Origin of the sequence: Shewanella sp. Scap07 (assembly GCF_013394145.1) — a bacterium.
Taxonomy (GTDB): Bacteria; Pseudomonadota; Gammaproteobacteria; order Enterobacterales; family Shewanellaceae; genus Shewanella; species Shewanella waksmanii.
Map to the genome: position 1 here is coordinate 1,021,019 of NZ_CP041329.1, position 25,906 is coordinate 1,046,924.

Sequence of the window (25,906 nt, forward strand, 5' to 3'; positions counted from 1 at the left end):
TCTAGACAAGTCATAGGAGAGAAACGTTGCATCCATAAATAACTGCAACTGCAGCAAAAGTCGGTACAATACCTTATATTGCTGTTTCCATTTTGCATTATAATAAAGCAATTTTAGCCTAAGAGCCATGAGGTGCCCTTGTCAGATCCAAGATTTATTGCCCTAGAAAGCTGGTTGGCGACGATATTATGTACAAATCATCATCTTGAGCTGATTTCCGGTGATGCCAGTTTCCGGCGTTATTTTCGCGTTCATACTGAAACTGGCAGTTATATCGCCATGGACTCACCACCAGAATTAACTCCTGTGCAGCCTTTTATCGATTTAGCCGCAGAGTATCAACGCCAAGGCCTATTGGCACCACAAGTTATTGAGCAACACTTGCAGCAAGGTTTTTTACTCCTTAGCGATTTGGGTGACACTCAATTGCTCAGTTGTCTTGACCGCACTAGCTGCCAAAAATTATACGCTCAGGCGATCGATTTGTTGTTACCGATTATGGGGATTACCTCAAGCAATCAAATGGCGCTGCCGCTATATGATGAGCAGTTTGTCGCACGAGAACTGACTATTTTTACTGAGTGGCTGTTAGCAGAGCATCTAAACTTGGCGTTGTCAGCATCTGAGCAGCAGATGTTAGACACTACCTTTGCCTTGCTTACAGCCAATGCGCTTGAGCAGCCAACAGCGGGTATGCACCGAGACTACCATAGTCGTAATTTGATGGTGCAATCGCAGCAGCTGGCAGTTATCGATTTCCAAGATGCGGTAATAGGCCCAGTAACTTATGATGCCGTATCATTATTGCGGGACTGCTATTCACGCTGCCCTGATGACGTGCGTGAGCTGATGATGTTAAGGCACTACCAATTGCTCGTTGATAACCAATATCTCTCAATAGATACGTCATTTGCTCAATATCAACGCTGGTTTGATTTAATGGGGATGCAGCGGCACATCAAAGCGGCTGGTATTTTTTGTCGGCTTAACTATCGCGATCATAAGCCGGCATACATGGCTGATATACCAATGACCCTTAGCTATATTATTGAAGTGGCAGCAAAGTATTCAGAGCTCAGTGCGTTTGGAGAATGGGTTGAGCAAAAAGTATTGGTGAATTTTGAGGCCCAGCAATGAAAGCGATGATATTAGCCGCGGGGCGAGGGGAGCGATTAAGACCGCTGACAGATAAAGTACCTAAGCCGTTAGTGCCGGTGCATGGCAAACCGCTCATTGTCTATCATATTGAAAAGTTAGCTACCCTGGGCATTACTGATATTGTCATCAATTATGCTTGGCTGGGGGATAAAATCACCCAATACCTCGGTGATGGTTCTCGCTTTGGAGTTAATATTAAATATAGCCCTGAAACCACCGCGTTAGAGACGGCTGGCGGCATTAAGCAGGCGTTGCCATTGTTAGGACCTGAGCCATTCTTAGTCTTAAATGGCGACATTTTCATTGATGATTTACCCATTAGCCGCCTGCAAATACAACAGGGCGCGGAGCGCCTGCTTAACGGTAAGCAGGCTTGCCTCTGGTTAGTTGATAATCCTGAACATCATCCTGAGGGAGATTTTGCTCTAAGCGATAGTTTATTGATGCTTGATGGCAGCAACAAGCTGACATTTTCTGGTATGGCAATTTATCAGCCTAGACTGTTTGATGACTTACCAAGTGGGGCTAGCCCTTTAGGGCCATTGTTGAAAACTAAGATTGCCGCCAAAGAGGTTACAGGTATTCATTATCAACAATACTGGTGTGATGTTGGCACATTGGCGCGCTTTGCGCTTGTTGAACGTCATGTGGCGCTCAACTAAATCATTATGAACACAAGCAAAATATAAGATTAGATAAACTTAATTAAGGTTGTAAGATGCGAATTTGGGGCAAGTTTTTTGGCGCCGCTATTGGTTTTATGTTTGGCAAAATCATCGGTGCGTTGATCGGTTTATGGTTGGGGCACCTGTACGATAAAAAGCGCGCTGAACTTGAAGGGATCGTCGGTAAAGGGTCTGATCGCCAATCACTGTTTTTTAATACCACATTTGCAGTGATGGGACATGTGGCTAAAGCATCTGGCCGTGTCACTGAAAATGATATTCGCATGGCGAGTATGTTAATGGATCAAATGCAGCTTAGTGGTGATGCGCGCAGAGAAGCGCAAAAAGCATTTAGTGAGGGTAAGCAAGCGGATTTTGATATCAAAGCGTGCTTAAAAACCTTTCGATTATTGTCGATGGGGCGCAAAGAGCTATTGCAGATGTTTCTGGAGATTCAAATTCAAACCGCCTTGTCTGATGCGCAACTTGATGCCAAAGAGCACAGTGTATTAACTTTAATCGCCAAAGAGCTGGGGTTTACTGCGGGGCAACTAGACTCGTTACTTAAACGCTGGCAGGCTGAGTTTAGCTTCCATCAGCAAGGTGGTAAGCAGACCTCAATTGAAGATGCCTATAATGTACTTGGCGTTGATGATACCAGTTCAGATCAACAAATTAAGCGCGCCTATCGTAAATTGATGAATGAGCATCATCCAGATAAGTTAGTTGCCAAAGGCCTGCCGGCAGAAATGATGGAACTGGCAAAAACAAAAGCACAAGACATTCAAGCTGCCTATGATAGAGTAAAGCTTGAACGGGGAATGCGTTAGTTGTTATGCACTTAGTACAATAAGGGACTACATATGAAACAATGTTATTTGATGGTAGCCGTTGTCGCTGCAGGTATGAGTCAAGCTCAAGCCACTGAACTGTTTGTGGCTCCTTTTGGTGGTTATAGTTTCGCCGCTAGTGAGCTTGATGTAGTAGAGACTGAAACTGAAGACAGTGGTACTTTAAAAGTTGCTGAGTCGGCTAACTACGGTGTCATGTTAGGTTTTAATACTAAAGACCCAGGCAATATTTATTTTTTATATAGCCGCCAAGACTCAGACTTACGCACTGGTGGTAATTTTAGCGACCAAGTGGTTACCGATATCACAGTGGACTATTTTCATGTCGGTGGTACGTTGTTTTTCCCCAATGGTGACTTTAAACCCTACGTCACCGCGAGCTTAGGTTTAACCCACATGAGCCCCGCCGGACAGTATAGCAATGAATCACGCTTCTCTATTGGTTTTGGTGGCGGAGTTGAATATGTCGTTGCACCGTCAGTGTCGCTGTTTGCTGATGTTCGTGGCTATGGCACTTTTATGAGCAGCGACAGTAGTCTGTTTTGTAGTGACGGCTTTTGTAAGTGGACGATTGATGCTGAAACCATGTGGCAAGGTCAAGCGAATGCTGGGATAAAGTTCACCTTCTAACTATAGAGTTACCCGATGAATTTAGTTGTGTTGGATGGATACACCCTTAATCCTGGTGATATCAGCTGGCAAGGCTTTGCTGATTTAGCAGATATTACAGTGTATGAGCGTAGTGCTGAACAGCAACGATTGCCTAGAGCCATTGATGCTGAAATTATTTTAACCAACAAGACCGTACTTGATGCAAAGTTGCTGCAGCAGTTACCCAAATTACGCTACATTGGGGTGCTGGCTACCGGTGTTAATGTGGTTGATATTAAGGCTGCAGCCAAGCTGGGTATCATAGTAACCAATGTACCTGCGTACGCGCCAGATGCGGTTGCACAGATGGTATTTGCTCACATCTTAGTCCACACTCAACAAGTTGCTATCCACCACCAAGCGGTGAGTCGCGGTCAGTGGCAATCTTGTGAGGATTTTTGTTTTACCCTATCGCAACTTACATCATTAAAAGGCAAAACACTTGGATTACTGGGCTACGGTGCAATTGCCCAGCAAGTGGCTCGCATAGCGGTGGCATTTCAAATGTCCGTGTTAATTCATACACCAAATGAAAAACAAGATCTGCCTGATGGTGTGCGTTGGTGCGAGCAAGTCGAACTTTTTAAAGACAGTGATATTTTATCACTGCATTGCCCATTAACCCCTGAAACCCAGGAGATAATTAACAGTATAAACTTGGCTAAGATGAAATCATCGGCAATGCTGATCAATACTGCGCGGGGTGGGCTGGTTGATGAGCAAGCGTTAGCTAATGCGCTCAATCGAGGTCAAATTGCTGCGGCAGGGTTGGATGTTTTATCGACTGAGCCACCAAGCAGTAATAATCCATTGTTAACTGCGAAGCATGCCAATATCACCCCTCACAACGCCTGGGCAACCCGAGAAGCGCGGCAAAGCTTAATGGCGATAGCGGTAGCCAATTTGCAAGCGTTTTTGGCCGGCACGCCTGAAAATCAGGTCAATTGATGAAATAGGACTATCGGCTGATAGCCCTATTTTATTGATTAAAGGTACTAACTGTTAAAGAATAACCTTAATTTCGCTGGCTGCGCTAACCGCTTTGGTTACCGCGCTGTCGATATCGTTATCCCGTGCCAGTGCAACACCTAAACGGCGGCGTCCGTCAATATCGGGTTTCGCAAACAAACGCACTTGGGTATTAATTTGTGTAAGTGCTTGCTCGACACCTTCAAAGCGAATATTGCTTGAGGTGCCTTCAGCGAGTACCACAGCAGATGCTGAAGGCCCATGCTGGGCAATATTAGCAATAGGCAGGCCTAAAATTGCACGAACATGCAGGGCAAACTCTGATAAATCCTGGCTGATGAGCGTAACCAAACCGGTATCATGTGGGCGCGGAGACACTTCAGAGAAATACACTTCATCGCCTTTAATAAATAGCTCGACACCGAAAAGACCATAGCCGCCTAGTGCTTCAACGACTTTTTTACCGATTGCTTGAGACTTCTCTAGTACGGTCGCAGACATCGCTTGTGGCTGCCATGACTCGCGGTAATCGCCATCTTCTTGGCGATGGCCAATGGCATCACAAAAATGAATACCGTTTACAGCGCTGACTGTGAGTAGGGTGATTTCATAGTCAAACTCTATAAAGCCTTCTACTATCACTCGGCCTTGGCCGGCACGGCCACCTTCTTGCGCGTATTGCCACGCGCTGTCAATGTCACTTGCTTGGCGAATAACGCTTTGGCCTTTACCTGAAGAACTCATTACCGGCTTAACGACGCAAGGTAAGCCAATGTCAGTCACCGCTTGCTCAAATTCTTCTGCAGTATCACAAAAGAAATAGGGTGAGGTTGGAATCGATAAAGTCTCCGCAGCTAGGCGACGGATCCCCTCTCTATCCATTGTGAGTTGCGTGGCTTTGGCTGTGGGAACAATATTGACGCCTTCAGCTTCCATTTCGACTAATGTTTGGGTGGCAATCGCCTCGATTTCAGGAATCACGTAATGAGGTTTTTCGGCTTCTATCACCGCTCTTAATGCGCTGGCGTCAAGCATGTTGACGACGTGGCTGCGATGAGCCACTTGCATTGCGGGGGCATTTGGGTAGCGGTCTACACCGATGACCTCAACGCCCATGCGTTGCAGCTCAATTGCGACTTCTTTACCAAGTTCGCCACAGCCTAGCAGCATAGCGCGAGTGGCATTTGTAGAGTTTGGGGTGCCTATCATTGTGGGTACCTTGTCGGTTACTTGTTATAAAAATGATTATCAGCAAAGCAGTTTGCAGTTGCGCAATATCATAGCGTGAAGCAATGACAAACGCTTTTTGTACAATAGAAGCTGTGTGTTAGATCACCAAACTAAGACCAGATGCTGATAAAAATTACTGGATTTGCTAGCCAAATGTTGGGAAGATGTTGAATAAGGTGTTTATCCTTTATTTACAAAAAACTAAAGCCACTAAATGTCGCAGGATTGCGATATCGACTTTTAAGGAGCGAATAGTGTTCTTAGATTACTTTGCGTTAGGTGTGTTATTTTTTGTGGCTATTTTTATTTTCTACGGAATTATTGTGATTCATGATATTCCCTATGAAATAGCCAAAAAGCGCAACCATCCTCAGCAAGATGCTTTACATGTCGCTGGTTGGATCAGCTTATTTACGCTCCATGCCATTTGGCCATTTTTATGGATATGGGCCACATTGTATCGAGAAGACCGAGGTTGGGGCTTTGATGATGTGGCTAAACGCGAGATAGAGCTTGAAGATGATGTCAAAAAGCTCAATCAAACGGTAGTTGAGCTGCAGCAACAAGTCGCCGCATTAAGCGCGGGTACACAAGCTAGCGATGCAGATAAGTCGGGAGAGAAATAACCATGGATTTACTACTGATTCTTACCTATGCCGCTATCTGTATCGCCGTATTTAAAGTATTTAAGATCCCGTTAAATAAGTGGACCGTTCCTACCGCTATTTTAGGTGGGGTATTCATTGTTGGTGCGTTAGTGCTGTTAATGAATTACAACCATCCTTACACGCCTTTTGCCAAAGAGATTTTCGTTACGGTGCCTATTAACCCTGCGGTTAGAGGGATTGTTACAGAGGTCGAAGTTGAGCCTAATGTGTCGCTGAAAAAAGGCGATGTGTTATTCCGAATCGACCCGCGTCCTTTTGAAGCGATTGTGCAGCAAAAGAAAGCCGCGTTAGTCGCAGCTGAACTCGAAGTGCCGCAGCTCGAAGCGCAGTGGAAAACCTCATTGGCAAGCGTTGAACGTGCGGTAGCAGACAGAGACCGGACTAAATCGGCCTATGAACGTTATGAGAAAGGGCGTAAACGTGGCGGTGCTAATTCTCCGTTTACTGAGTTAGAACTCGATAACAAACGCCAACTTTATCTGGGTTCTGAAGCGTCGCTTTCTGCAGCTCAAGCGCAGGAATTACGTGCTCGCTTGGCTTTTGAGTCTAACGTTGATGGCGTGAATACTAAAGTGGCTGGCATTAAGGCTGAGCTGGATAAAGCCCTGTTCGATCTTGAGCAAACTGTGGTACGTGCGCCGGCTGATGGTATGGTGACCCAAATGCTATTGCGCCCCGGTATTATAGCCGTGCCTATGCCGCTGCGATCGTTAGTGAGCTTTATTCCAGATGAAGAGCGTTACTTCGCTGGCGCATTTTGGCAGAACTCGCTGCTAAGGCTCAAAGAGGGCGATGAAGCAGAGATTATTCTTGATGCAGCCCCAGGTGAAGTCTTTAAGGGCAAGGTTGCAACAATTCTTCCTGCAATGGCAGAAGGTGAAATGCAATCACGGGGGTTATTGGTTTCAGGTGTGGCGTTGATGCCTCGCGGCCGCTCAATCGTGCTGATTGATTTAGAAGCCGATGACATGAATACCCGTTTCCCTGCGGGTGTGGCGGGTCAAGCAGCTATCTATACTGAGCACTTTGCCCACGTTGCAGTGATGCGCCGGGTAATTCTGCGGATGCAAGGCTGGTTAAACTATCTGTTTCATTAATACCAATCAGTATAAACATTTAGTCACTCAGCGAGAGTTTAGCGGTTCTGAGGCAAGGCAACGAGTGAAGAGCATAGTTATTCTACGGTTAAGCTCGTTAACACTGCATCAGAATCGCTAAAACTCGCCATTGTGGCGCGTTTTAGGCTGCCTACTTCTGCGTTGAATAACCTCACAAGGGAGCAACCATTGTTTCAGTACTCACTTTAAATTAGCCGGCCTTGAAGTAGTTTGCCAAAAGCGCGCTGAGTAGATCAAATTCTTATACTGATTGGTATAACCTAGCGCTACAACGATAAAAAAGAGGCGCTTGCGCCTCTTTTTTTATGATAAATGGCTTTAGTTGCCTTTTTTGGGCGGGAATTGGGCTAAGATTTTCGCCACGGTTTTGCGGGTATCGGCGGCTTTTTGTTCTCCACCGGCATCAAAATTAAACTTATCGGTACCGCGCCAAACCAGTCGATTGGTCTCAGTATCAATAACGTCTATTTGAATTGTTTGCACCTTAACATTGTCACTACCAAGTGGTACGCCAACGGAGGTGCCAACACTGACTCCGCCGCCGCTGCCCCATGTACCGGTGCCTACCCCAATCGACATGCCAGAGTCTTTGGGTTTGTCTTCAACTTTAAAGCCATATGTCACATGAAACTGTGGATTGTTGGTATCGAGCACGAAACCTTTTGCTAATACTTCTTCTAGTATGGCTTGCTCGATTCTTCCGGCGCTTAACCTATCATTACTTTCACTTGCGGCTAATTGGTCAAAACGCTGTAGTTGGGTGAAATCATAATTGGTGTCGTAGTCTTGCTGTGACTTAGTCGCACAACCACTTATAAATAATAGGGTAAAAAGACAAACCAGAAGTTGTTTCATATCGTTTATTATCCTCAAGGTGTTTGTTTCAATGTGGCGCTAACGCGCTCAGTATGCAAGGTTTTTTGCTCAATAGCGGATAATTTTTAGCCAAGGCTTAATAAATCAGTTATGGTTAAAGTATAGATTATTATGGTCGCGGAGCCTGTCAGTTATCGTTATGGAGCAACTCGAGTTTTTTGATATCCCCAGCCCATGTATTGGTATCTGTCAAACAGATGCTAAGGGTTACTGTAAGGGATGTTTAAGAAATCGAGATGAGCGCTTTAATTGGTTACATTTCTCTGATGCAAAAAAATATGATGTGATTCGACTGTGTAAACAGCGTAAGCGCCGACGCCAGCTGGCGTTAATGAAGGCGAAAAAGCAACAAATTATTGCCGCCAGACAGTCTGCGACTCCCACGTTTGATTTTGAAGAACCAGAGCCAGACTGATAGCGAAAATCAGCCGTTATTCGCTATGTTGGGGGCTTTTTCGTAAATCAACATGAGGCCAAATAAGGGTAAATGCCGTTTTTCCCGGTTGGCTAGATAACTTCACCTCACCTTGATGACGCTCCATGATGCGTTTAATAATCGCTAAACCTAAGCCGTGGCCTTTGTTGCCATTTTGCACCACTTTACTGCGGTAAAAAGGCTCGAAAATCATCTCTTGGTCTTGTTCCGCAATGCCTGGGCCATCATCGGTTACGGTTAAGCAGATCCGATTGCCTTGGTTAATCAGGCTGATGTCAATATTATGTTCACTAAAGCGTTGAGCATTGGTGACTAAGTTTTGAAGTGCGCGCTCAATAAGTGATGGATCGCCCATCACTTCCATGGTTCTATCGGTATTGATACTAATATTTTGCGGCCCTAAGCCACGTAAGCGCTCGATAGTTTGTTGGGTTAAGCGGGTTAAATTACAACGTTCAAAATCTAACCCTTGGCGGTTGGACTCTAAACTGGCGTAGGTCAGCAGTTCCTGCAGTAGGTTCTCCATCTCTTTGACATCTTGCTGCATGTCATCTAAAAAAGCTTGACGCCTTTCTGGGTCAGACTCTGGAGTACAGTATTGCGGTGCTAAGGCAAGGGCAAACTTGAGCCTAGCGAGCGGCGTTCTAATTTCATGGGAAACGGCATTTGATAAGTGCTTTTGATTTTCAATCAGCGCACTGATGTGTTTAGCCATCTCGTTAAAAGTATCGGCCAGAGAGTGTACCTGCGAGCTAGGAGATAATTGTATTTGGGTATCCCAATTAGCTTGGCCAAACTTACGAGTGGCATGGCGCAAGGTTTTTAAATCTTTCGATAGGGGCCAAACCCAAATCAAGGCGACAAAAGCGAGCGACAGATAAAAGAACAAGGTAAACAAGCCACGTAAGCGCCCACGGGGATCGATCTCGACCGGGCCAGCGACCAGCACTTGACTGTCGACTGCGATAAATTGCAGTTCGTGATTATCATCGTGACGCGTGACCAGAATACTGTCAGAGGATAGGCCTTGGCTTTTACCAAATGCAACTTGGGATTGATTGAGTAATCGTAGCGGGTAGCTAGGATTGTGATTGATTTTTTGTAGATACTCATCGCGCTCATATTCTGGCAAGCTTGATAGTAACTGTGCGAGGGCAATCAGCGGCGCATCCATGTCGCCACTGTCTTCAATATTGTTTTGCCATATGCTATCTAACGTCCAGCCAATACCTAAAAAACTTAAGCTCAGTAGCAGGTAAAGGCTGATAAAAAGTCGTTTCAAGCGAAATCCAATATTGGTTAATTAGTTGTTCCAAGCTTCCGGCGCAAATAAGTAGCCTTGGCCCCATACCGTTTTAATTCTGAACGGTGTTTCAATATTATCGCCTAATTTCTTACGCAAGCGAGAAATTCTTACATCTATTTTGCGATCTTTACCGTCAAAATCAATATTTAGCAGGTATTGGTAGATGTACTGGCGACTTAGTACTTGTCCGGCTTGCGAAGCAAGTAACCACAATAGCTCGAATTCGTGACTGGTCAGATCAACTTCGGTTTCACCTAGTCGAATTGCTTGAGTATGAGGGTCAATGCTCAATTTACCAAAGCTTAAGCAGTGCGATTCCACTTGAGGTGGTTTTGCTGTGCGGCGCAATAGGTTATTGATTCGGGCAATGAGTAACGCTGGGTCGACAGGTTTAACTACGTAGTCGTCAGCCCCAAGTTCTAAGCCTTTAATTTGGTCTTCATTAGAGCCTAAAGCGCTCATTAATAATATTGGGCCAGCAAAGTAGTCTGGTAGTTTCTCACACAGGGTCAAGCCATCCATGCCAGGTAACATGATATCAAGTAGAATAATATCAGGCTTGTAGTTAATTAAACGCGTAAGAACGGTATCCCCGCGGCGTTCGACTTCTACGTGCATTCCATGCGACTTTAAGTAATCCACAATCAGATTGGCAAGACGAATATCATCTTCTACCAACAGGACTCGATGGGTCGATTGAGGTTCGGTCATTAGAATAAACTCCATGGGTTTCGGTAGCGACGTCGCACCTGCTTTTCAGTGGCGGGCGTGACCTTGAGTTTTACACCAGCTAATGTTTGATTGCTGGCTTTATCAGTCATGATAAATTGCACGTCCTTGCTAGCTTCTATTGAAAACTTATATGAGTGAATATCAGCTGATTGAGCGCACCATTTAGGCAGCGCCTCGTGATCAGATAATATGCACACTGTTTGTGTCACACTGTCATCCCACTCGAGTGTGATATCTAGTTCACAGATATTATCGTCTATTGACGTGATACAAAACTGAGGTGAGAGATTTAAACTGGGCCCTAGATCAAATTTATCATCATTGGCCTGCGCAAAATCACTGCCAAATAAAGACAGTAACAATAAACACCAAGTTATCAATAAAGGATGAAACAAACGCACTACACTTAAAACCTATAAGCCGTGCCGACAAAAAAAGTGCTCGAGTAGCGTTCATTGAGCAGTGGGCTGTCAGCTATTTCATCAGCAATATCTGTATAGCGAGCTAAAAACACTAGCTCCCAATGTTCGGTCATTACGAACTGACTGGTAAATTCCATACCAAGATTAATCGCTGATTTAGCATCAAAGTGTTCACTCCAGTAGATATTTTCACTGGGTCTCACTCCGTAGTAGTAGTCCACTATCTCTTCGCTTTTCCAGTTCATTATTGCGGCTAATTCGAACTTCCATTGTTCAATGGCGACGTTATACAACCATTTCACTTTGGCCTCTGTGCCTTGATGCACATTGAACATGTCATGTGCAAGGCTGAGATTGATAATACCAGCTCGAGTGTAAATAAATGCTTCGGCTCCGCCAAGAAGTGTAAAGTGTCGAGTTTCTAGTTCGTTAAAAACCGTTTTTGACGCAGAATGCTTGTCTTTGCCACTCGAGTCAGCAAGCATTGGCATCGCGCTCACTTGTTGTTTGAACGAGTTTGTTCCAGCAATAAAGATATTAGATGGATCCCAGCGGTAGAAAAACGCGCTATCGGCACTAAAGCTGGTGACTAGGTTGACGGTATATTTTTCTTGTTCTGCTAAGGTATAGCCAAAATTACCATTGTCAAAAAACCAACTGTCGCCGTAATAGGCAATGGTCGGTGCCAGGTAGATGGGAATATCATCGTAGTCTTTTAATGGATTAGATCTTTCACCGTAGCCAGCAGCAATACCGATATCCCAACGATCAATGGCAATGCACTCACTATACTCACCACAAGAGTTTTGCTCGCTGGCAAACAGTGGTGTGCACAATAAAGTTGCACTGAGCAAAATCAGGTTAAGCTTTTTCATAGCAGCTACTCAAAACCCCATCACAGAATTAACATATCCGGCAACAGAGTATCATCTCGCTCACTCTTAAGCAGTTTTTTAATGGTTTCTGATGCAAACTGATACACAAACTAGGTGATTGTTTGTCGGTAACGACTATTATGTTGCCACTTTGTGTGTTAATGCTGCTATTTGGTTTTGTGTTGTTGGCAGATTTGTTGCAGGAGTTGTTGTGCTGAAGTGAGCTGCCTTTCTCTGGGGAGTGCCAATCCTACAGTGCGTTTTAATTCGATATCCTGCAAAGTCTTAAATACAATATTTTTCTGCTCAGTAATGGCTGGAATATCGGGAACAAGCGCGATGCCGACTCCGGCACTGACCAAACCAACTGCATACTCTATGGTTTGAATACGCGCGCGAATTTGCAGCTGTATCCCTTCTAAATCCATTAACTGCTGCATTTCTGCTAAGGCTTCACAAGGGGCGCGATAAATAAAAGGCTGCTGGTTAAGATCCTGTAACTGTATTTTGCTTTGTAAACTGAGACTAAAACTGGCAGGAATCGCCAGTAGGTAGTTATCGTGCCAGATTGCTTCAAAATGCTCAGTGGAGACCAAATCTGTCGTAGTAATAATTCTAGCGTCAGCAGGCTCGTTTGGCTCAACTAAACTGAGCTCAATATCGCTTGCCGTGTGGGTAAATTCTTTTAGTAGTTGACTCATCCGCTGTACGCCCAATGAGCGGATTAGTCCCAGCTTGAATGTTGCCCGTTGCAGAGGTGAACTAAACAAAGATTCAATGGCTTTTGCTTCGCTGAGTAGTTGTTGCGCCAAAGGGTAAAGCCGTAAACCCGCTTCAGTGGCACGCACGCCTTTGCCGTGACGGATGAATAATTGATTATTGAGCTGTTTTTCCAGCTGTACAATGGCCGTTGAAATCGAAGGCTGAGCAATATAACAGTGCTTCGCAGCGGCACTAATACTGCCTTTTTCTAATACCGCGACAAAATATTTTAGCGCTCGCAGGTTCATCGCTGCCCCCAAAATCACTCAACGTTTGATTTTATTTACCTTTACGTAAGGTATAGCTAAAAACTATAAATGACAAAGAAAAACAATATTTTTTATTGACCGAGAATCCCCTTATTGTAGCTATTGCTGATTATTGATTACTGGCATAACGGACGGATTAAACACTCGCTGCTAGGGCGTGGCGTTACTCGCTAACATCGGTAATCACTTGCTGGGTTATTAAATCGACATCAACAAAGGAATTCTCATGGCACGTGCACATTTTGACTGGGCTGATCCACTGCAATTAAATCAACTCTTAACTGAAGAAGAGCGGATGATCCGCGATAGTGTGCACGAATATGCGCAAGATAAATTGATGAGCCGGGTGCTAATGGCTAATCGCCAAGAGCATTTTGACAGGCAAATTATGAATGAGCTGGGTGAATTAGGCTTGTTAGGCGCGACGCTGCCAGAGCGATACGGGTGTTCGAATGTAAATTATGTCAGTTACGGACTGGTGGCGCGAGAGATAGAGCGGGTAGATAGTGGCTATCGTTCGGCGATGAGTGTGCAATCTTCATTGGTCATGCACCCGATCCATGAATATGGTAGCGAAGATCAACGACAGAAGTACCTACCTAAATTGGCAACAGGCGAGTGGGTCGGTTGCTTTGGTCTAACAGAGCCTGATGTTGGCTCTGACCCCGGCGGCATGAAAACGCGCGCGGAAGCGATTGAGGGGGGCTATCGGTTAAACGGAGCCAAAATGTGGATCACTAATTCGCCGATTGCTGACGTATTCGTGGTATGGGCTAAGTTGGACGGTGAAATTCGGGGCTTTATTTTAGAAAAAGGCATGCCCGGATTAAGTGCACCGAAAATCGAAGGCAAATTCTCTTTGCGAGCTTCGATAACCGGTGAAATTGTCATGGACAATGTCGAGGTGAGCGAGTCAGCCCTGCTTCCAAATGTCAGCGGTCTAAAAGGGCCATTTGGGTGTCTTAACAAAGCCCGATATGGGATTGCATGGGGCGCACTGGGTGCCGCAGAGTTTTGCTGGCATGCGGCAAGGCAATACAGTTTAGATAGAGTTCAGTTTAATCGACCATTGGCGGCTACACAGTTGATTCAAAAGAAACTCGCAGACATGCAAACAGAGATAGCCACAGGCTTACTGAGCTGTGTGCAGGCTGGGCGGTTAATGGATGCTGGCCAGTTACCGGTTGAGGCTATCTCGCTGATAAAACGTAACTCCTGTGGTAAAGCATTGGACATTGCGCGAGTTGCAAGAGATATGCATGGTGGCAATGGTATTTCAGATGAATTTCATGTTATTCGCCATGTTATGAACCTTGAGGCTGTTAATACCTATGAGGGCACTCACGATATTCACGCACTCATTTTAGGACGGGCACAAACCGGCATTCAAGCCTTCGGGTGATCGATAACAAGGGAGCTTTGCTCCCTTGCTCCTCTTTATTAGCAAGGTAATGGATTCGTATGGAAGACAGAGCTATCGCTATCGATCGCAGTTTTATCGATCGCATTAATCAACAGCAATTTAGTGATATTGCCCATGGGCATGACTATCGCAAGCTAGGTTTGAGTCAACATGACTTTATTGGCTTATTTGATTCTCAGTTGAAAAGCCGCTTATTAGATCTAGAATCTCGGCAAATGCGCAGTCGTAATCAAGGCTTCTACACCATTGGCAGTGCGGGCCATGAAGGCAACGCGGCTTATGGACTGGCTTTTCGGGTCGATGATATGGCTTTTTTGCACTATCGTAGTGCCGCATTTATGTTAGAACGTGGTCGTCATTTAGACGGTGAGAGTCAGCTATACGACATGTTGTTATCTTTTGCCGCCGCCAGTGATGATCCTATCTCCGGCGGTCGTCATAAAGTGCTTGGCAGTAAAGCCCTTAATATCCCGCCGCAGACATCAACGATTGCCTCGCACTTACCTAAAGCCGTAGGCGCAGCGCTGAGTATTCCGCTCACCGAAAGAGTGGCTGTGGCGGCTCACATGGCTGCCGATAGTGTGGTGCTGTGTAACTTTGGCGATGCATCAGCAAATCATGCAAGCGCACAAACTGCAATCAATGCGGCTTGTTGGGCGGCATATCAACATGTGCCAATGCCATTAGTGTTTATCTGTGAAGATAACGGCATAGGTATTTCTACACCGACGCCACAAGGCTGGATTGCTGCAAACTTTGCCAATCGGCCCGCATTAAAGTACATCCGTTGTGATGGACGTGACATATTGGATTGCTATCAGGCTAGCCGAGCGGCCGCAGATTATGCCCGTACTCATCGTACTCCAGTATTTTTACATGTTCGTACCGTGAGACTGATGGGGCACGCGGGTAGTGATGCCGAAATTGCTTATATGAGCAAACAGCAAATATTGGACAACGAAGCGCAAGACCCATTGTTGGTTACTGCCCAGCAACTCATTGACAGCGAGCTGATGACGGCGACGCAGATTGTTGAGCGGTATCAGCAATTAAAAACGCAAATCCATGCTGTTGCTAACGCTGCGGTTAGTCGGCCTAAACTAACGAGTGCCGCCGACGTGATGGCCTCAATCATTCCGCCAAAGCGTGACCGGCTATCACCGCCAAATCTAGATGAGCAGCAACTCAGCTTGTTGCTAAAAGCTGACAAAGCATCACTGGGTAAGCCCATCCATATGGGGAAGTTGCTTAACTTAACACTCACGGAGTTGATGGCGAAGCACAAAAACATCGTGGTATGCGGTGAAGATGTCGGTCGTAAAGGTGGGGTTTACCACGTTACTGCCAGATTAGTTGAGCGTTTTGGTCCTAACCGAGTCATTAATACTTTGTTAGATGAAACCTCCATTTTGGGTTTGGGGATCGGCATGGCCCACAATGGTATTTTGCCGATTGTTGAAATCCAATTTCTTGCATATGTGCATAATGCTGAAGATCAAATTAGAGGCGAGGCCGCTACGTTGCCATTTTTCTCAAATGGTCAATTTACTAACCCTATGGTGATCCGCATTGCTGGCCTCGCCTATCAAAAAGGCTTCGGTGGTCATTTCCACAATGACAACTCGTTTGCGGTATTTAGAGATATTCCCGGCGTCATCATTGCCTGTCCATCAAATGGTTTTGATGCCATGGCTATGTTGCGTGAATGCGTGCGGTTAGCGCTAGAAGAGCAGCGAGTGGTGATTTTTCTGGAGCCTATCGCACGTTATATGACTCGAGATTTGCTGAAAGAGGGCGATGGCCTCTGGAGTCATAGTTACCAAAGCGAAGCCGCCAGTGTGCCGATGAGATGCGGGGATTTTCATGTTGAGGGTGAGGGTAAAGCATTGGTCATGATCAGCTACGGTAATGGCTACTTTCTTTGCCGCCAAGCACAGCAAGCACTATTGCAACAGGGCTGGCAGGTTTCCGTTATTGATCTGCGCTGGTTAGCACCATTAAATAGCCAGGGGTTAGCGGCTGAAATTAGTGGGGCGACTAATGTATTGGTTGTTGATGAGTGTCGCCGTACCGGGTCTATCAGTGAGCAAATATGTACGGAACTGCATGAGCATTTGGGGGACGATACGCCAAGGCTTGCGCGCATTACCGCACAAGACAGCTTTATTCCTCTGGCTGATGCGGCCACCTTACCACTGCCAAGTCGCAATGACATCATGACTAAAGCGCTTGCTATGTTAAACGATTCTAACTCGAACGAGGCCAATTGATGAGCTTTAATCCACATAGTGACCAGAGCCAACATGGTAGCGCTGAGCGTGAGCGAGTGGTCGTAGTCGCACCTGGACGCGGTTGCTACAACAAGACTGAACTGGGTTACCTCGCTAAGTACCATGCTGATAAAAAACAGCTTGTTGCAGGCATTGACCACTTTAGAGCTAAGCAACAACAGGCAGCCATCAGCCAATTAGATCAGGCCAAGAAATACAATTTCAAGTTGCATACGCCTGGGGAGAATGCTTCTGCATTGATTTATGCCTGTGCTTTAGCTGATTTTATGGATATCGATCAAAGCCGTTATGAAGTGGTGGCCGTGACCGGTAATTCGATGGGCTGGTATATTGCGATGGCCTGCGCGGACGCGTTGTCACAGCCTAATGCGATTGAAGTGATTAACACCATGGGCTCTATGATGGCAGATGGTTTGATTGGTGGGCAGATTATTTACCCAGTAATGGATGCGCACTGGCAAGTTAATTCACAGGCGAAAAAGGCAGTTGAGCAGGTGATCCAACAAGTCAGCCAAATTGACGGCTGCGAGTTATATTTGTCAATAAATCTAGGTGGCTATCAAGTTATCGCTGGTAACGAAGCGGGTTTGAGCCAAGCGGTTGAGTTGTTGCCCAGTATTGACGATAAGTATCCGCTGCGCCTTTATAATCATGGCGCATTTCACACGCCGCTGATGCAAGATATTTCGCAGCGAGGTCAAGAGTTGTTACCTGTGCACTTGTTTCAAGCACCCACTATTCCGATGGTCGATGGTCGCGGTCACTTGTGGTATCCGCTCAGCACCGATATACGCCAGTTGCATCAATATACTTTGCGCAATCAGGTGGTCGAGCCCTATGACTTTACTCGCGCGATTCAGGTAGCGGTGAAGGAGTTTGCACCCGATAAAGTGATTATACTCGGGCCGGGTAACACCTTAGGCGGCGCGACTGCGCAGTCATTGATAGATATCAATTGGTTTGCTTGGGCAGATAAAGCCAGCTTTAGCACGGCGCAAGTTAAGCAGCCACAACTGATCTCTATGGGTGATGAAGCGCAGCGTCATCTTATTACGCAGCGGCACTTTGTTACGTAGAGGCACTTTGTCACTGCCAATACACCCAATTAGTTAATGGTGGTGTTTACTGCAGCGATAATCTCTTGTTTGGTTGAGGGTTTCAGAATATAACCTTTGAGCCCTAATTGTGCCCAACGTTTAATTAAGTCGCGGTTATTATTGCTTGTGAGCGCGATGACCGGGATATCTTGCCCGTTATTAACCACTCGGATTTGTTTGGTGGTGTTAATGCCATCCAAATTAGGCATGAACAGATCCATCAGGATAAGTGAGTAGTCATTCGCCTTAATCTTTTTCAATGCGGTGATGCCGTCACTGGCTTCATCGGTATCAAATTTATCTTGTTGCAGGGCTTTAACGATCATTTCTCGGTACAGGTGATTGTCTTCAACGACGAGAATTTTGTGGCGCTTGGCTTTGGTTATGGGCGGTGGGACAAGCAAGTCATTCAGGGTGTTGCTACTGGTTTTCTCCCTTGGTTGCTGACGTCGATTACTCTGTTTTAACGCTAACTGCTTGGTTAGCATTTGATCTAGCATGGCATCGAGGCCGGACTTTATCTGGTCTTCTAAATCAGCCAGCAGTGGATCGATATGTTGGCTTTTTAGTGCCGCAATGATCTGTTCCGGGTCATCATTAATGCCGTGGTTGGTTGCTGGTGCGGCAGCAAGTGCTGATTTACACTCTGCCACTGAATCAAGTAGGTGCTGCCGACAATCACTGCCGCTATCGATGAGGGTTTTTAAGCTGGCATCAATATCATCGAGCTGGTCGTCTGAAAGGCCCTGGTATTGACTGTGGGATTGGGTGATCGATAAGCCGTTATGGACTATCGCCTTGAGACGAAACTTTTCGTATAAAGGTTGGTAAACAAAGTAATTGTCGAACACATTCTTGATGCAACAACGAAAGGCGATACCTGATTCTTTGTTTTTACACATCAAGACACTGTAATGAATAAAATCAATGACCTTGGCGTCGATAAGCTTAGTATAAAGCTCGATACTGTCGGTAATGGTACTCATCGCAAATAAAATGACACTGGGCTTAAACTCCTGCAACCTATCTTTAATGTGCCTATCTGCCGGGAGGGTGCGGTAGTCTGGTACTTGTTCCGAAATAATACTCGCAGCACCGACAATGTCTTCTTCGTGATCATAAATCATAATCACCTTAGGATGACGGCTGGCAATATTGGATTTTTTCATCATTGTTGAATCGCTCCAATTAAGCTTTGCAGCGCGTGTTTAAGTGACAAAATGAGGCTTTTAGTGGTCGCTTTATCGTGAGCAACGGCGGCATGTTCTATCGATTGTAGAATATCGCTCACTTGCAGTGCGCCAATGGCTTTAGCCGATGTTTTTAAGAAGTGAGCTTCTTGTTTTACCCCATTAAAGTCGGCTTGATTGAAGTCCATTGCTAACTTTTTAAGGCTCTGTTGTGCCTGAGCGATAAATTGATGCTGAAAATCGGCAATTTCTTGCGGGTCATCGCCAATGAGACTAATTAGGATATTGCGATCCAAAATGGCGCTTTCAATAGGAGTCATGGCTATACCACCTTTGCATCACTTTTTCTAAATCGCGCAACTGGATTGGCTTACTGACAAAATCATTCATGCCAGATTGATAGCAATAGTCTAATTCAGTGCTCATCGCCGCACCGGTAATGGCCACAATAGGGATGGCATCCTTATTACTTAATGACTCAAGATTTCTAATCTTTTTAGACATGTCGTAACCATCTAAATTAGGCATATGACAATCGGTCAAAATAAGCTTGTATTGATCGTTTTGCCATAGTGCAATGCCATCGACACCATCTTCAGCTAAGTCACATTGATAACCTAATGTCTTGAGTTGTTTTACGATGAGCTTTTGATTGAGTGGGTTATCTTCTACCACCAAAATGTCGGCATGTTGACGAGCAGTTTCTGTGGTCTGTTGCGGCTGGCTAAGGTTAGTAAAACTCAAGTCTAGGTTATCTAAGTCTATGGTATCTCGTTGATTAATCGAGTCGCTTAAGGCTTGAATTAGCTGTGCCTGACACAGCGGAAAAGGATTTAAGCTAACGGCAAGTGGTATTAGGCTTTGCAGCTTGTTTTTATCGCCATTGGGGATCAGTAGCAATAGATTATCAGCTTGTTCATTTTGTCCAAAAAGTTGCACCAACTCCTGCTGGCTTTCAGTGTAGTTGCCGCTGAGCACTAGCACTGCATCGAAGTGCTGCTCGGCATCAAAAAGCTCATCAAGTGAAACCTTGGTGACGTTTGCACCGGCATTGATTAAGTACTGGGTGATTCGGTGAGTATCGAGCGGATTATGCTGTAACGTCACTACTGCTATTTGATGATGCAGTAACGCCGGGGCGGGGCCACTTGATTTTGCTGGCCAGAAAGGCAGCTCAACACTGAAACTGGAACCCTTGCCTTGCTCGCTCTCTAAGCTGATTTCTCCTGCAAGTAGATTGGTCAACTTGCCGCAAATTGCTAAGCCCAGCCCAGTACCACCGTACTCTCGGGTAGTTGATTTTTGAGCTTGGGTAAATGGAGTAAACAACTGTTTTTGAGTGTCTTTGTCTATACCAATGCCGGTATCTGTGACCGTGAATCGAACCTTAGTTACCACACTGTTTTGTTCGCTAATGGATACTTTGAGGCCAACTTTGCCTCTTACATCTGAAGTTGAATGGGTAAACTTCATCGCATTGCTTAGCAGGTTAAATAATATTTGCCTGACTTTGACACTGTCGCCTTCAAGTAAGGCTGGAATGTCAGGGTCTTCATTAATCACAAAATCTAGGTTTTGACGATGGGCTGTCGGGGCAAATAGCTGTTGCAGGTTTTGCACGACCTCTGAGATGCAAAAATCAGCTTGTTCGACATCCATCTTTCCAGACTCAATTTTATTGATATCGAGAATATCGTTGAGTATGTATATAAGGTTGTTTGCCGAAGTGGAGGCCGTATTGATCAGTTCATCCGCCTCCTTAGAATCGTCAGTAAACTCTAGCAATTCAAGTGCACCGATTACCGCATTCATCGGGGTGCGTAATTCGTGACTGATCATCGACAGGAACTCACTTTTTGCCTGACTGGCACGTTCGGCAAGTTCTTTGGCCTTTTGTAATTCCGTTGTACGCTGCGCTACTCGCGACTCTAAGGTGTTATTGCTTTCTTGAAGTGCCTTTTGTGCTTCTACAATCGGGGTTTGGTCGATACAAACCCCATCGATTCGGCTATTTTGATTGAGATCGTTTTTACCCACTTGGCCCTTACCGACAACGTAGACGATATCGCCATTGTCATGGATAGCGCGATACTCTTGATGAAAAGCTTCACCCGTTTCAAGGGAATGCTCTATTGCTGAAAACACCCGATCACAATCTTCTGGATGTAGACGTTCCACCCAAGCTTTAATATCTCCGCGCCGATGCTCAGCAATACCGCACATCTCATTGGCACGTTTGTCCCAGTTCCACATCCACTGACCTTGACGGTCTATTTCGGCGTGCCAATTACCGATGTTGCCCGCATCGAGTGCTAAGTCTCGCGCTTCGTGCAGTTTCTTCAAATCCTGCAGCATGTCATTAGATTCAGTTCTATCAAATACTAAGCCGATGAGCTCTGACGATGATTGATAGCTAAAGTGCTTGCAGCGCAGTTCGAAAAGACTGCTAGGATTGTTTTCCATACTAAATTGAAAGCAGTTGCTGCTATTGGCGGATGCTAGGTCGGCTAGGCTGGCAAATTTGTGTCGGTCATTAGGACAAATCTGTTCGACAAACTCTTGCCATTGATAGCGACAGTTAAGCTCGAGGCCAAGGAGTGATAGCATTTTTTGCGAGCAGCTAAATTGCCCTGTTTTAATGTCATATCGCCACAAACCAATACTGGCACTGTCGATCAATTGATTTAGTTGTAATGGACAAGCTTTATCAGAAGACTGCGGCGTAAATAGAAGTAAGTAGTGGTGCTGGTGATGATCATATTGCGCTGATATTCGTACTCGTGTGCATCCGTTGGCATGCTTGAACATAAACAAGCCATCTTTTTGCAGGACCAAATCACTAAATTGTTTACTAGCTTGGTTAGCAAAGGCTGCACCCAGTGGTACAAGCTGCGACGTAACACTTGTTTTTATCGTTGAATCAAACTGATAGTTAAACTGGGACTTGAACGCCTGATTGCACTCAATAATGTCACCATTAACGCTGGACAGCATCATGGCAAAGGGGAAGTCATCATCCATGAACTTTTGATACATAAGCCATATACATCCATATATAGGGGTGTGGCTTTAAGTGTAGCAGTTCAAAATTTTACTGCGTTGTGAATAAGCACCTTTTTTATGCTGTTATGTAGGCTAAATCTAGCCAAAGGTAATTCAGTGATAAGAAATACCTTCGGCAATAGTTAAGTGTTACGCAGGTTTTGTCTCGGCGACTTTTTGATGAATAAATGCAATTGCCGACTCATCAAGCACCTGATTTGATAAGTAGGTTTGGCCCTTTTCCAGTTGTAGCAACAAGCCCTTGCTGGTGGTGATAACTTGATTGACCTGCTGCCATGCTATGGTGTGGGTAATGACGGCCGATTGGCTAGTGATCCCCTCATCATCGATGGTTAGATCCACACTGTGGCCAGACGCTTTGCTCATGAGTTGTCGCCATAACCACCATGTACGCTTGAAACGGACACTGAGCCCCTCAACAAATCCCAAGCCAATAATAAACCAAGAAGCATAGGCATTGGTGTCGGTAAGTAACAATGCGGTACCCACAAAAATAAATCCGATTGCTTTAGTGTAGGGTTTATAGCCTTCAACGGTCGGTACTGATTGATCAAAGCATTCTAGGTAGTAGTGTTTATCTAGGGTGTATTGGTGCTGGTAGCGATATGCTGATGTCATGACACAAAATGAGTAAAAGTGTTTGTTGTAGTTTAACTGCAATGCTTGTCCTTGCAAAATACTGTGTTTCATTAGCCGCAAAAGACCTTTGCCTATCGTTGCCAACTTCATCATTTAATAAATAAACTCAAATGTCCCTCGTTCCACTGTTAATTAAGTTTAATGGTTTGTTGTTATTTGGTTAACCTTGGTGTGGTTATGCTGGCTTTTGCAATGAAGCAGAAGAGGCAAAACATGGATAATTTCGTTTCTACACCTAAGCAATCTCACCGTTTTCAAGCCAACATCGAGCGTCGAAACAAAAGTCATGCTGGTGGCTGGGCTCGTGACTTACTCGAAGCTGATACCCTGTTCGCGCTAGTTAAATCGATGCGCCAATCTAAGACGTTGACCATGATGGTGTTATTTGGTTTGTGCTTCTTTGGTGGATTTTTTCTGCTGCTCAAGTATATGGCTGGCTAAGGTGGTAATTAAAGATAGAGGTAACGCTCAGTTTACTTATTATCGGCGCATTTTAGTTTGAATGTTCCATTTGGCTTAATTGCGCAGTAACACAATATCGTTTCAAGGAGGACTCATGGTGGTGCAGTTTGCGGCAGAACTGATTTTTTGGGTTGTATGGGAGTTAGTTTTGTCCGTGTTGTTTTATACAACAGGGGCGGTTTTATTGGCGATATTTTCCTTTGGGAAAATACAAAAGCCATTATATCTACCTGCTATTTTTAGCCGAGAAAAGCGAATTAAAAGTAAAGATTTTAATGCTGTTTGTGCTTTAGGTATTGTATTTTATGTTGTCCTGTTTGCTGCCTTAATATATTTCTACTAGCATTTTATGTTTTAGTTTGAACTGAAAAACCGCCAACATACGTCGTTAGCGGTACTTGTTCCCTATGCGCACACGCCGCGCTCTACCAGTACTTTATTACTGGTTCTAACACCGGTAAGGACCGCTTTACGGTTAAAACACGGGATATAAACTCGGCCGACTTCAACACCATTGTCATCGACATATGAGTAGATGGAAAACTCCCAATAAGCAGCTTGTACTGCGGTAGAGATTGCAATGGCAGTGACGGCTAACGCGAGTGTTTTTTTGATATTCATTTACTAATTCCTTGTAGTGGTTGTTATTTCTGATTGTTATTTTTGAGTGTTACTCAACTTCATCATTACTTAATTAATGACGATTTTATATAATGCTTTTCAGCGAAATTTTCGACTGTAATCTCAATATTTAGTTGTAGTTTTTTTGGCGTCATATAATCCTTAATGGTTTACATTTACTTATATAAGCATTACGTTCTAGAGTCATTGTTCAGTTTGGGATGGATATGCGTAAAAGGATACTAATAACAGGCGCAAGTTCAGGGCTTGGCAAGCAGATGGCCATTGAGTTCGCAGCACATGGTCGTGATTTAGTGTTATGTGCCAGACGGCTAGATAACTTGCAGCAGTTGCAACAACAATTGAAGCAGATCAATCCCAGTATAAAGGTGTTGATTCAGCAGCTTGATGTTGATGACCACCAAGCGGTTTTCAGCGCATTTGAGCAAGCAGCCGAGCAATTTGGCGGGCTTGACCGGATCATTATTAACGCCGGCATTGGCAAAGGTGCCAGCATAGGTACTGGGCAATTTGAAGCCAATAAGGCAACGGCAATGACTAACTTTGTTGCCGCTTTAGCGCAAACTGAAGCCGCAATGCAAATTTTTAGAAAGCAAAACTACGGCCATTTGGTGACTATCTCTTCAGTTAGCGCCGCTAGGGGATTTAGGCGTGCTCTGACAGTTTATGGTGCAACAAAAGCCGCATTAACCTCAATGACAGAAGGTCTCGCGGTAGAGATGTTAGGCACTCCTATTAAGGTGTCGTGCATACATCCAGGCTTTATTCGTACTGAGATCAACGCCAAAGTGGAAAAAGTACCTTTTATTGTCGACCTTGAAACGGGTGGTAAAGCCCTATTTTGTGCGATAGAGCAGGAGCGACGTCATAGTTATGTGCCCAGTTGGCCTTGGTCAGTGGTATATCGTTTGTTGAAGTTTGTGCCGTTGTCTGTACTACGCAAATTCAGTTAACGGCACCTATGGCTTTTAGGGTGAGTTAAATTAGCACTCATCGTAGCGGTTACGCAGCGCAGGAACATCGCTGAGGTACTGTACAAACTCAATCTCATAGCCATCTGAGTCAATAAAGTAGACATTGCGGCGATAGGGATCTTCGGCACCGTCTTTGTCGATGTTAAAACCGGCAGCAGCAAGTCTTTCGATGATGGCATCTAAGTTATCGGTAACAAAAGCAAAGTGGGCTAACCCGACTTGATGGCCACTTAAATCGCGGTTATCACTGTCGCCATCGTCATTAAACGCAATGTACTGATAATCATCGCCAAAATGTACCCATTGACGTGCCACCCCATACCAGCTACCCGTTCCCCCACCGCGCACAGACCAATGTGGGAAGGCGGCTTGGTAAAACTTCAGTGCTGTTGGTATGTCTCTTACTACTAAATTAATGTGCTCTAAATGAATCATAATTTTATCCTTGTTTGATTGGTATTACATGCCGTAAATGTATTCTTGTTGTTTCGGGTAGGGCTTGTGCTGATGGTTGTGACGAATAACCGCTAACGCTTGGGCGTACTGATAAAGCATATGCTGACTGTAGCTAATACGCTGCCTAAGTTGCTGATCGCGGCTATTATCCTTGCTATCAGCTTCTAACATTTGGGTGACATCGCGAATGATCAGGTGATCGGGTAAGGCAATCATCTTATTATTTTTAAGTGCGTTCATTCGCAGCTCTGCAATTGGGTAGGCGCCGCTTATGCCACTAGATACTGACACTAACAACGCCGGTTTATGGGCGGTGGTTTGGTTGTCACACATCAATAAAAAATTCTTCAAAATGGGGGATGCCATTCCTCCCCACTCAGGAGTTATGAGTATCATGGCATCAGCGGTTGCAACGAGATCATTTAGCGCACTCCAATCACTACCTAACGCCGCTTTACTTTCTTGACTGCCATCCCAGAATGGAATTTGGTAGCGACATAGTTCCACATAGTTAATTTGTTCAAATTGCGTCTCTGACTCGCTTAAGTATCGACCTACCTTGTCGCTTTGTGAGGCTGCTCTTTGGCTGCTACTGATGATGAGTAAGTTCATTATGTAATCCTTTTTGTTTACTTAATATTATGTAAGGTAAATGCTTTACTTAATAAAGTAAAGTATAAA

Annotated in this window: 28 protein-coding genes; 14 read left to right on the plus strand and 14 right to left on the minus strand. The window is 44.9% G+C overall.

Annotation, left to right across the window (positions count from 1 at the left end; translation table 11 throughout):
• Positions 1 to 132: 132 nt before the first annotated feature.
• The 5 genes from FLM48_RS04435 to FLM48_RS04455 are packed head-to-tail and all read left to right on the plus strand — an operon-like array spanning position 133 to position 4,273.
• Entirely contained in the window at positions 133 to 1,137 is a 1,005-nt protein-coding gene (locus FLM48_RS04435; protein ID WP_179023731.1) for an aminoglycoside phosphotransferase family protein, read from the plus strand.
• Positions 1,134 to 1,820, plus strand: a complete 687-nt coding sequence (gene murU / locus FLM48_RS04440; RefSeq protein WP_179023733.1) for an N-acetylmuramate alpha-1-phosphate uridylyltransferase MurU — start codon at positions 1,134 to 1,136, stop codon at positions 1,818 to 1,820. Before FLM48_RS04435 ends, murU begins: the two co-directional genes overlap by 4 nt.
• Before the next feature lie 56 nt (positions 1,821 to 1,876).
• Positions 1,877 to 2,653, plus strand: coding sequence for a co-chaperone DjlA (gene djlA / locus FLM48_RS04445; protein ID WP_028773183.1), 777 nt, complete (start codon positions 1,877 to 1,879; stop codon positions 2,651 to 2,653).
• A gap of 33 nt (positions 2,654 to 2,686) precedes the next feature.
• Positions 2,687 to 3,304 (plus strand): outer membrane beta-barrel protein, encoded by a 618-nt coding sequence (locus FLM48_RS04450; protein WP_028773184.1) that lies wholly within the window; start codon positions 2,687 to 2,689, stop codon positions 3,302 to 3,304.
• 15 nt (positions 3,305 to 3,319) lie between these two features.
• Entirely contained in the window at positions 3,320 to 4,273 is a 954-nt protein-coding gene (locus FLM48_RS04455; RefSeq protein WP_179023735.1) for a D-2-hydroxyacid dehydrogenase, read from the plus strand.
• Positions 4,274 to 4,327: 54 nt separating this feature from the next.
• On the opposite strand, the gene purT is transcribed toward FLM48_RS04455, so the two are convergent.
• Complete coding sequence (gene purT / locus FLM48_RS04460; protein WP_179023737.1) at positions 4,328 to 5,503, minus strand: formate-dependent phosphoribosylglycinamide formyltransferase; 1,176 nt, start codon at positions 5,501 to 5,503, stop codon at positions 4,328 to 4,330.
• Positions 5,504 to 5,778: 275 nt separating this feature from the next.
• Here purT and FLM48_RS04465 point away from each other — a divergent pair, with 275 nt between their 5' ends.
• Both FLM48_RS04465 and FLM48_RS04470 read left to right on the plus strand, forming a co-directional pair.
• Entirely contained in the window at positions 5,779 to 6,150 is a 372-nt protein-coding gene (locus tag FLM48_RS04465) for a DUF3302 domain-containing protein (protein ID WP_028773187.1), read from the plus strand.
• Between the two features lie 2 nt (positions 6,151 to 6,152).
• Complete coding sequence (locus tag FLM48_RS04470; RefSeq protein ID WP_179023739.1) at positions 6,153 to 7,289, plus strand: HlyD family secretion protein; 1,137 nt, start codon at positions 6,153 to 6,155, stop codon at positions 7,287 to 7,289.
• Between the two features lie 339 nt (positions 7,290 to 7,628).
• On the opposite strand, the gene FLM48_RS04475 is transcribed toward FLM48_RS04470, so the two are convergent.
• A complete protein-coding gene (locus FLM48_RS04475; protein WP_179023741.1) occupies positions 7,629 to 8,165 on the minus strand; it encodes a DUF4136 domain-containing protein in 537 nt (178 codons plus the stop codon).
• Between the two features lie 160 nt (positions 8,166 to 8,325).
• Between FLM48_RS04475 and FLM48_RS04480 the strand changes: the two genes are divergently transcribed.
• Positions 8,326 to 8,601 (plus strand): DUF1289 domain-containing protein, encoded by a 276-nt coding sequence (locus FLM48_RS04480; RefSeq protein WP_028773190.1) that lies wholly within the window; start codon positions 8,326 to 8,328, stop codon positions 8,599 to 8,601.
• Between the two features lie 16 nt (positions 8,602 to 8,617).
• On the opposite strand, the gene FLM48_RS04485 is transcribed toward FLM48_RS04480, so the two are convergent.
• The 5 genes from FLM48_RS04485 to FLM48_RS04505 form a co-directional block, all read right to left on the minus strand.
• Positions 8,618 to 9,904, minus strand: a complete 1,287-nt coding sequence (locus FLM48_RS04485; RefSeq protein WP_179023743.1) for an ATP-binding protein — start codon at positions 9,902 to 9,904, stop codon at positions 8,618 to 8,620.
• 21 nt (positions 9,905 to 9,925) lie between these two features.
• Positions 9,926 to 10,639 carry a response regulator gene (locus FLM48_RS04490; protein ID WP_028773192.1) on the minus strand — a complete coding sequence of 238 codons (714 nt, stop codon included), beginning with the start codon at positions 10,637 to 10,639 and terminating at the stop codon, positions 9,926 to 9,928.
• The gene (locus FLM48_RS04495) at positions 10,639 to 11,061 is read right to left on the minus strand and encodes a DUF3019 domain-containing protein (RefSeq protein ID WP_245608419.1); all 423 of its coding nucleotides are present in this window, start codon (positions 11,059 to 11,061) and stop codon (positions 10,639 to 10,641) included. The genes FLM48_RS04490 and FLM48_RS04495 overlap by 1 nt, the downstream gene beginning before the upstream one ends.
• A gap of 5 nt (positions 11,062 to 11,066) precedes the next feature.
• Complete coding sequence (locus FLM48_RS04500; protein ID WP_179023745.1) at positions 11,067 to 11,957, minus strand: MipA/OmpV family protein; 891 nt, start codon at positions 11,955 to 11,957, stop codon at positions 11,067 to 11,069.
• A 167-nt stretch (positions 11,958 to 12,124) separates the two neighbouring features.
• The gene (locus tag FLM48_RS04505; RefSeq protein ID WP_179023747.1) at positions 12,125 to 12,967 is read right to left on the minus strand and encodes a LysR family transcriptional regulator; all 843 of its coding nucleotides are present in this window, start codon (positions 12,965 to 12,967) and stop codon (positions 12,125 to 12,127) included.
• 247 nt (positions 12,968 to 13,214) lie between these two features.
• Here FLM48_RS04505 and FLM48_RS04510 point away from each other — a divergent pair, with 247 nt between their 5' ends.
• The 3 genes from FLM48_RS04510 to FLM48_RS04520 are packed head-to-tail and all read left to right on the plus strand — an operon-like array spanning position 13,215 to position 17,778.
• Positions 13,215 to 14,390, plus strand: coding sequence for an acyl-CoA dehydrogenase (locus FLM48_RS04510; RefSeq protein ID WP_179023749.1), 1,176 nt, complete (start codon positions 13,215 to 13,217; stop codon positions 14,388 to 14,390).
• A 59-nt stretch (positions 14,391 to 14,449) separates the two neighbouring features.
• On the plus strand, positions 14,450 to 16,681 hold the full coding sequence (locus FLM48_RS04515; RefSeq protein WP_179023751.1) for a dehydrogenase E1 component subunit alpha/beta: 2,232 nt from the start codon (positions 14,450 to 14,452) through the stop codon (positions 16,679 to 16,681).
• Positions 16,681 to 17,778 (plus strand): ACP S-malonyltransferase, encoded by a 1,098-nt coding sequence (locus FLM48_RS04520; protein WP_179023752.1) that lies wholly within the window; start codon positions 16,681 to 16,683, stop codon positions 17,776 to 17,778. The genes FLM48_RS04515 and FLM48_RS04520 overlap by 1 nt, the downstream gene beginning before the upstream one ends.
• Before the next feature lie 29 nt (positions 17,779 to 17,807).
• Here the strand turns inward: FLM48_RS04520 and FLM48_RS04525 are convergent, their stop codons facing one another.
• The 4 genes from FLM48_RS04525 to FLM48_RS04540 form a co-directional block, all read right to left on the minus strand.
• On the minus strand, positions 17,808 to 18,971 hold the full coding sequence (locus tag FLM48_RS04525; protein WP_179023754.1) for a response regulator: 1,164 nt from the start codon (positions 18,969 to 18,971) through the stop codon (positions 17,808 to 17,810).
• Positions 18,968 to 19,309, minus strand: a complete 342-nt coding sequence (locus FLM48_RS04530; RefSeq protein ID WP_179023756.1) for an Hpt domain-containing protein — start codon at positions 19,307 to 19,309, stop codon at positions 18,968 to 18,970. Before FLM48_RS04530 ends, FLM48_RS04525 begins: the two co-directional genes overlap by 4 nt.
• Positions 19,296 to 22,025: a PAS domain-containing hybrid sensor histidine kinase/response regulator gene (locus FLM48_RS04535; protein WP_179023758.1), complete on the minus strand. Its 2,730-nt coding sequence runs from the start codon at positions 22,023 to 22,025 to the stop codon at positions 19,296 to 19,298. The genes FLM48_RS04530 and FLM48_RS04535 overlap by 14 nt, the downstream gene beginning before the upstream one ends.
• 156 nt (positions 22,026 to 22,181) lie before the next feature.
• Positions 22,182 to 22,742: a YcxB family protein gene (locus tag FLM48_RS04540; RefSeq protein WP_256871049.1), complete on the minus strand. Its 561-nt coding sequence runs from the start codon at positions 22,740 to 22,742 to the stop codon at positions 22,182 to 22,184.
• A 162-nt stretch (positions 22,743 to 22,904) separates the two neighbouring features.
• Here FLM48_RS04540 and FLM48_RS04545 point away from each other — a divergent pair, with 162 nt between their 5' ends.
• Both FLM48_RS04545 and FLM48_RS04550 read left to right on the plus strand, forming a co-directional pair.
• Positions 22,905 to 23,132, plus strand: coding sequence for a hypothetical protein (locus FLM48_RS04545; RefSeq protein WP_179023760.1), 228 nt, complete (start codon positions 22,905 to 22,907; stop codon positions 23,130 to 23,132).
• Positions 23,133 to 23,247: 115 nt separating this feature from the next.
• Entirely contained in the window at positions 23,248 to 23,496 is a 249-nt protein-coding gene (locus FLM48_RS04550; RefSeq protein WP_256871050.1) for a hypothetical protein, read from the plus strand.
• Between the two features lie 62 nt (positions 23,497 to 23,558).
• Here FLM48_RS04550 and FLM48_RS04555 read toward each other — a convergent pair whose 3' ends face one another.
• Positions 23,559 to 23,774: a hypothetical protein gene (locus FLM48_RS04555; RefSeq protein WP_028773205.1), complete on the minus strand. Its 216-nt coding sequence runs from the start codon at positions 23,772 to 23,774 to the stop codon at positions 23,559 to 23,561.
• Between the two features lie 227 nt (positions 23,775 to 24,001).
• On the opposite strand from FLM48_RS04555, the gene FLM48_RS04560 reads away from it, so the two are divergent.
• Positions 24,002 to 24,748, plus strand: coding sequence for an SDR family oxidoreductase (locus FLM48_RS04560; RefSeq protein ID WP_179023761.1), 747 nt, complete (start codon positions 24,002 to 24,004; stop codon positions 24,746 to 24,748).
• Positions 24,749 to 24,778: 30 nt separating this feature from the next.
• Here the strand turns inward: FLM48_RS04560 and FLM48_RS04565 are convergent, their stop codons facing one another.
• Positions 24,779 to 25,204: a VOC family protein gene (locus FLM48_RS04565; RefSeq protein WP_179023763.1), complete on the minus strand. Its 426-nt coding sequence runs from the start codon at positions 25,202 to 25,204 to the stop codon at positions 24,779 to 24,781.
• A 24-nt stretch (positions 25,205 to 25,228) separates the two neighbouring features.
• Complete coding sequence (locus tag FLM48_RS04570; RefSeq protein WP_179023765.1) at positions 25,229 to 25,837, minus strand: NADPH-dependent FMN reductase; 609 nt, start codon at positions 25,835 to 25,837, stop codon at positions 25,229 to 25,231.
• Positions 25,838 to 25,906 lie beyond the last annotated feature (69 nt).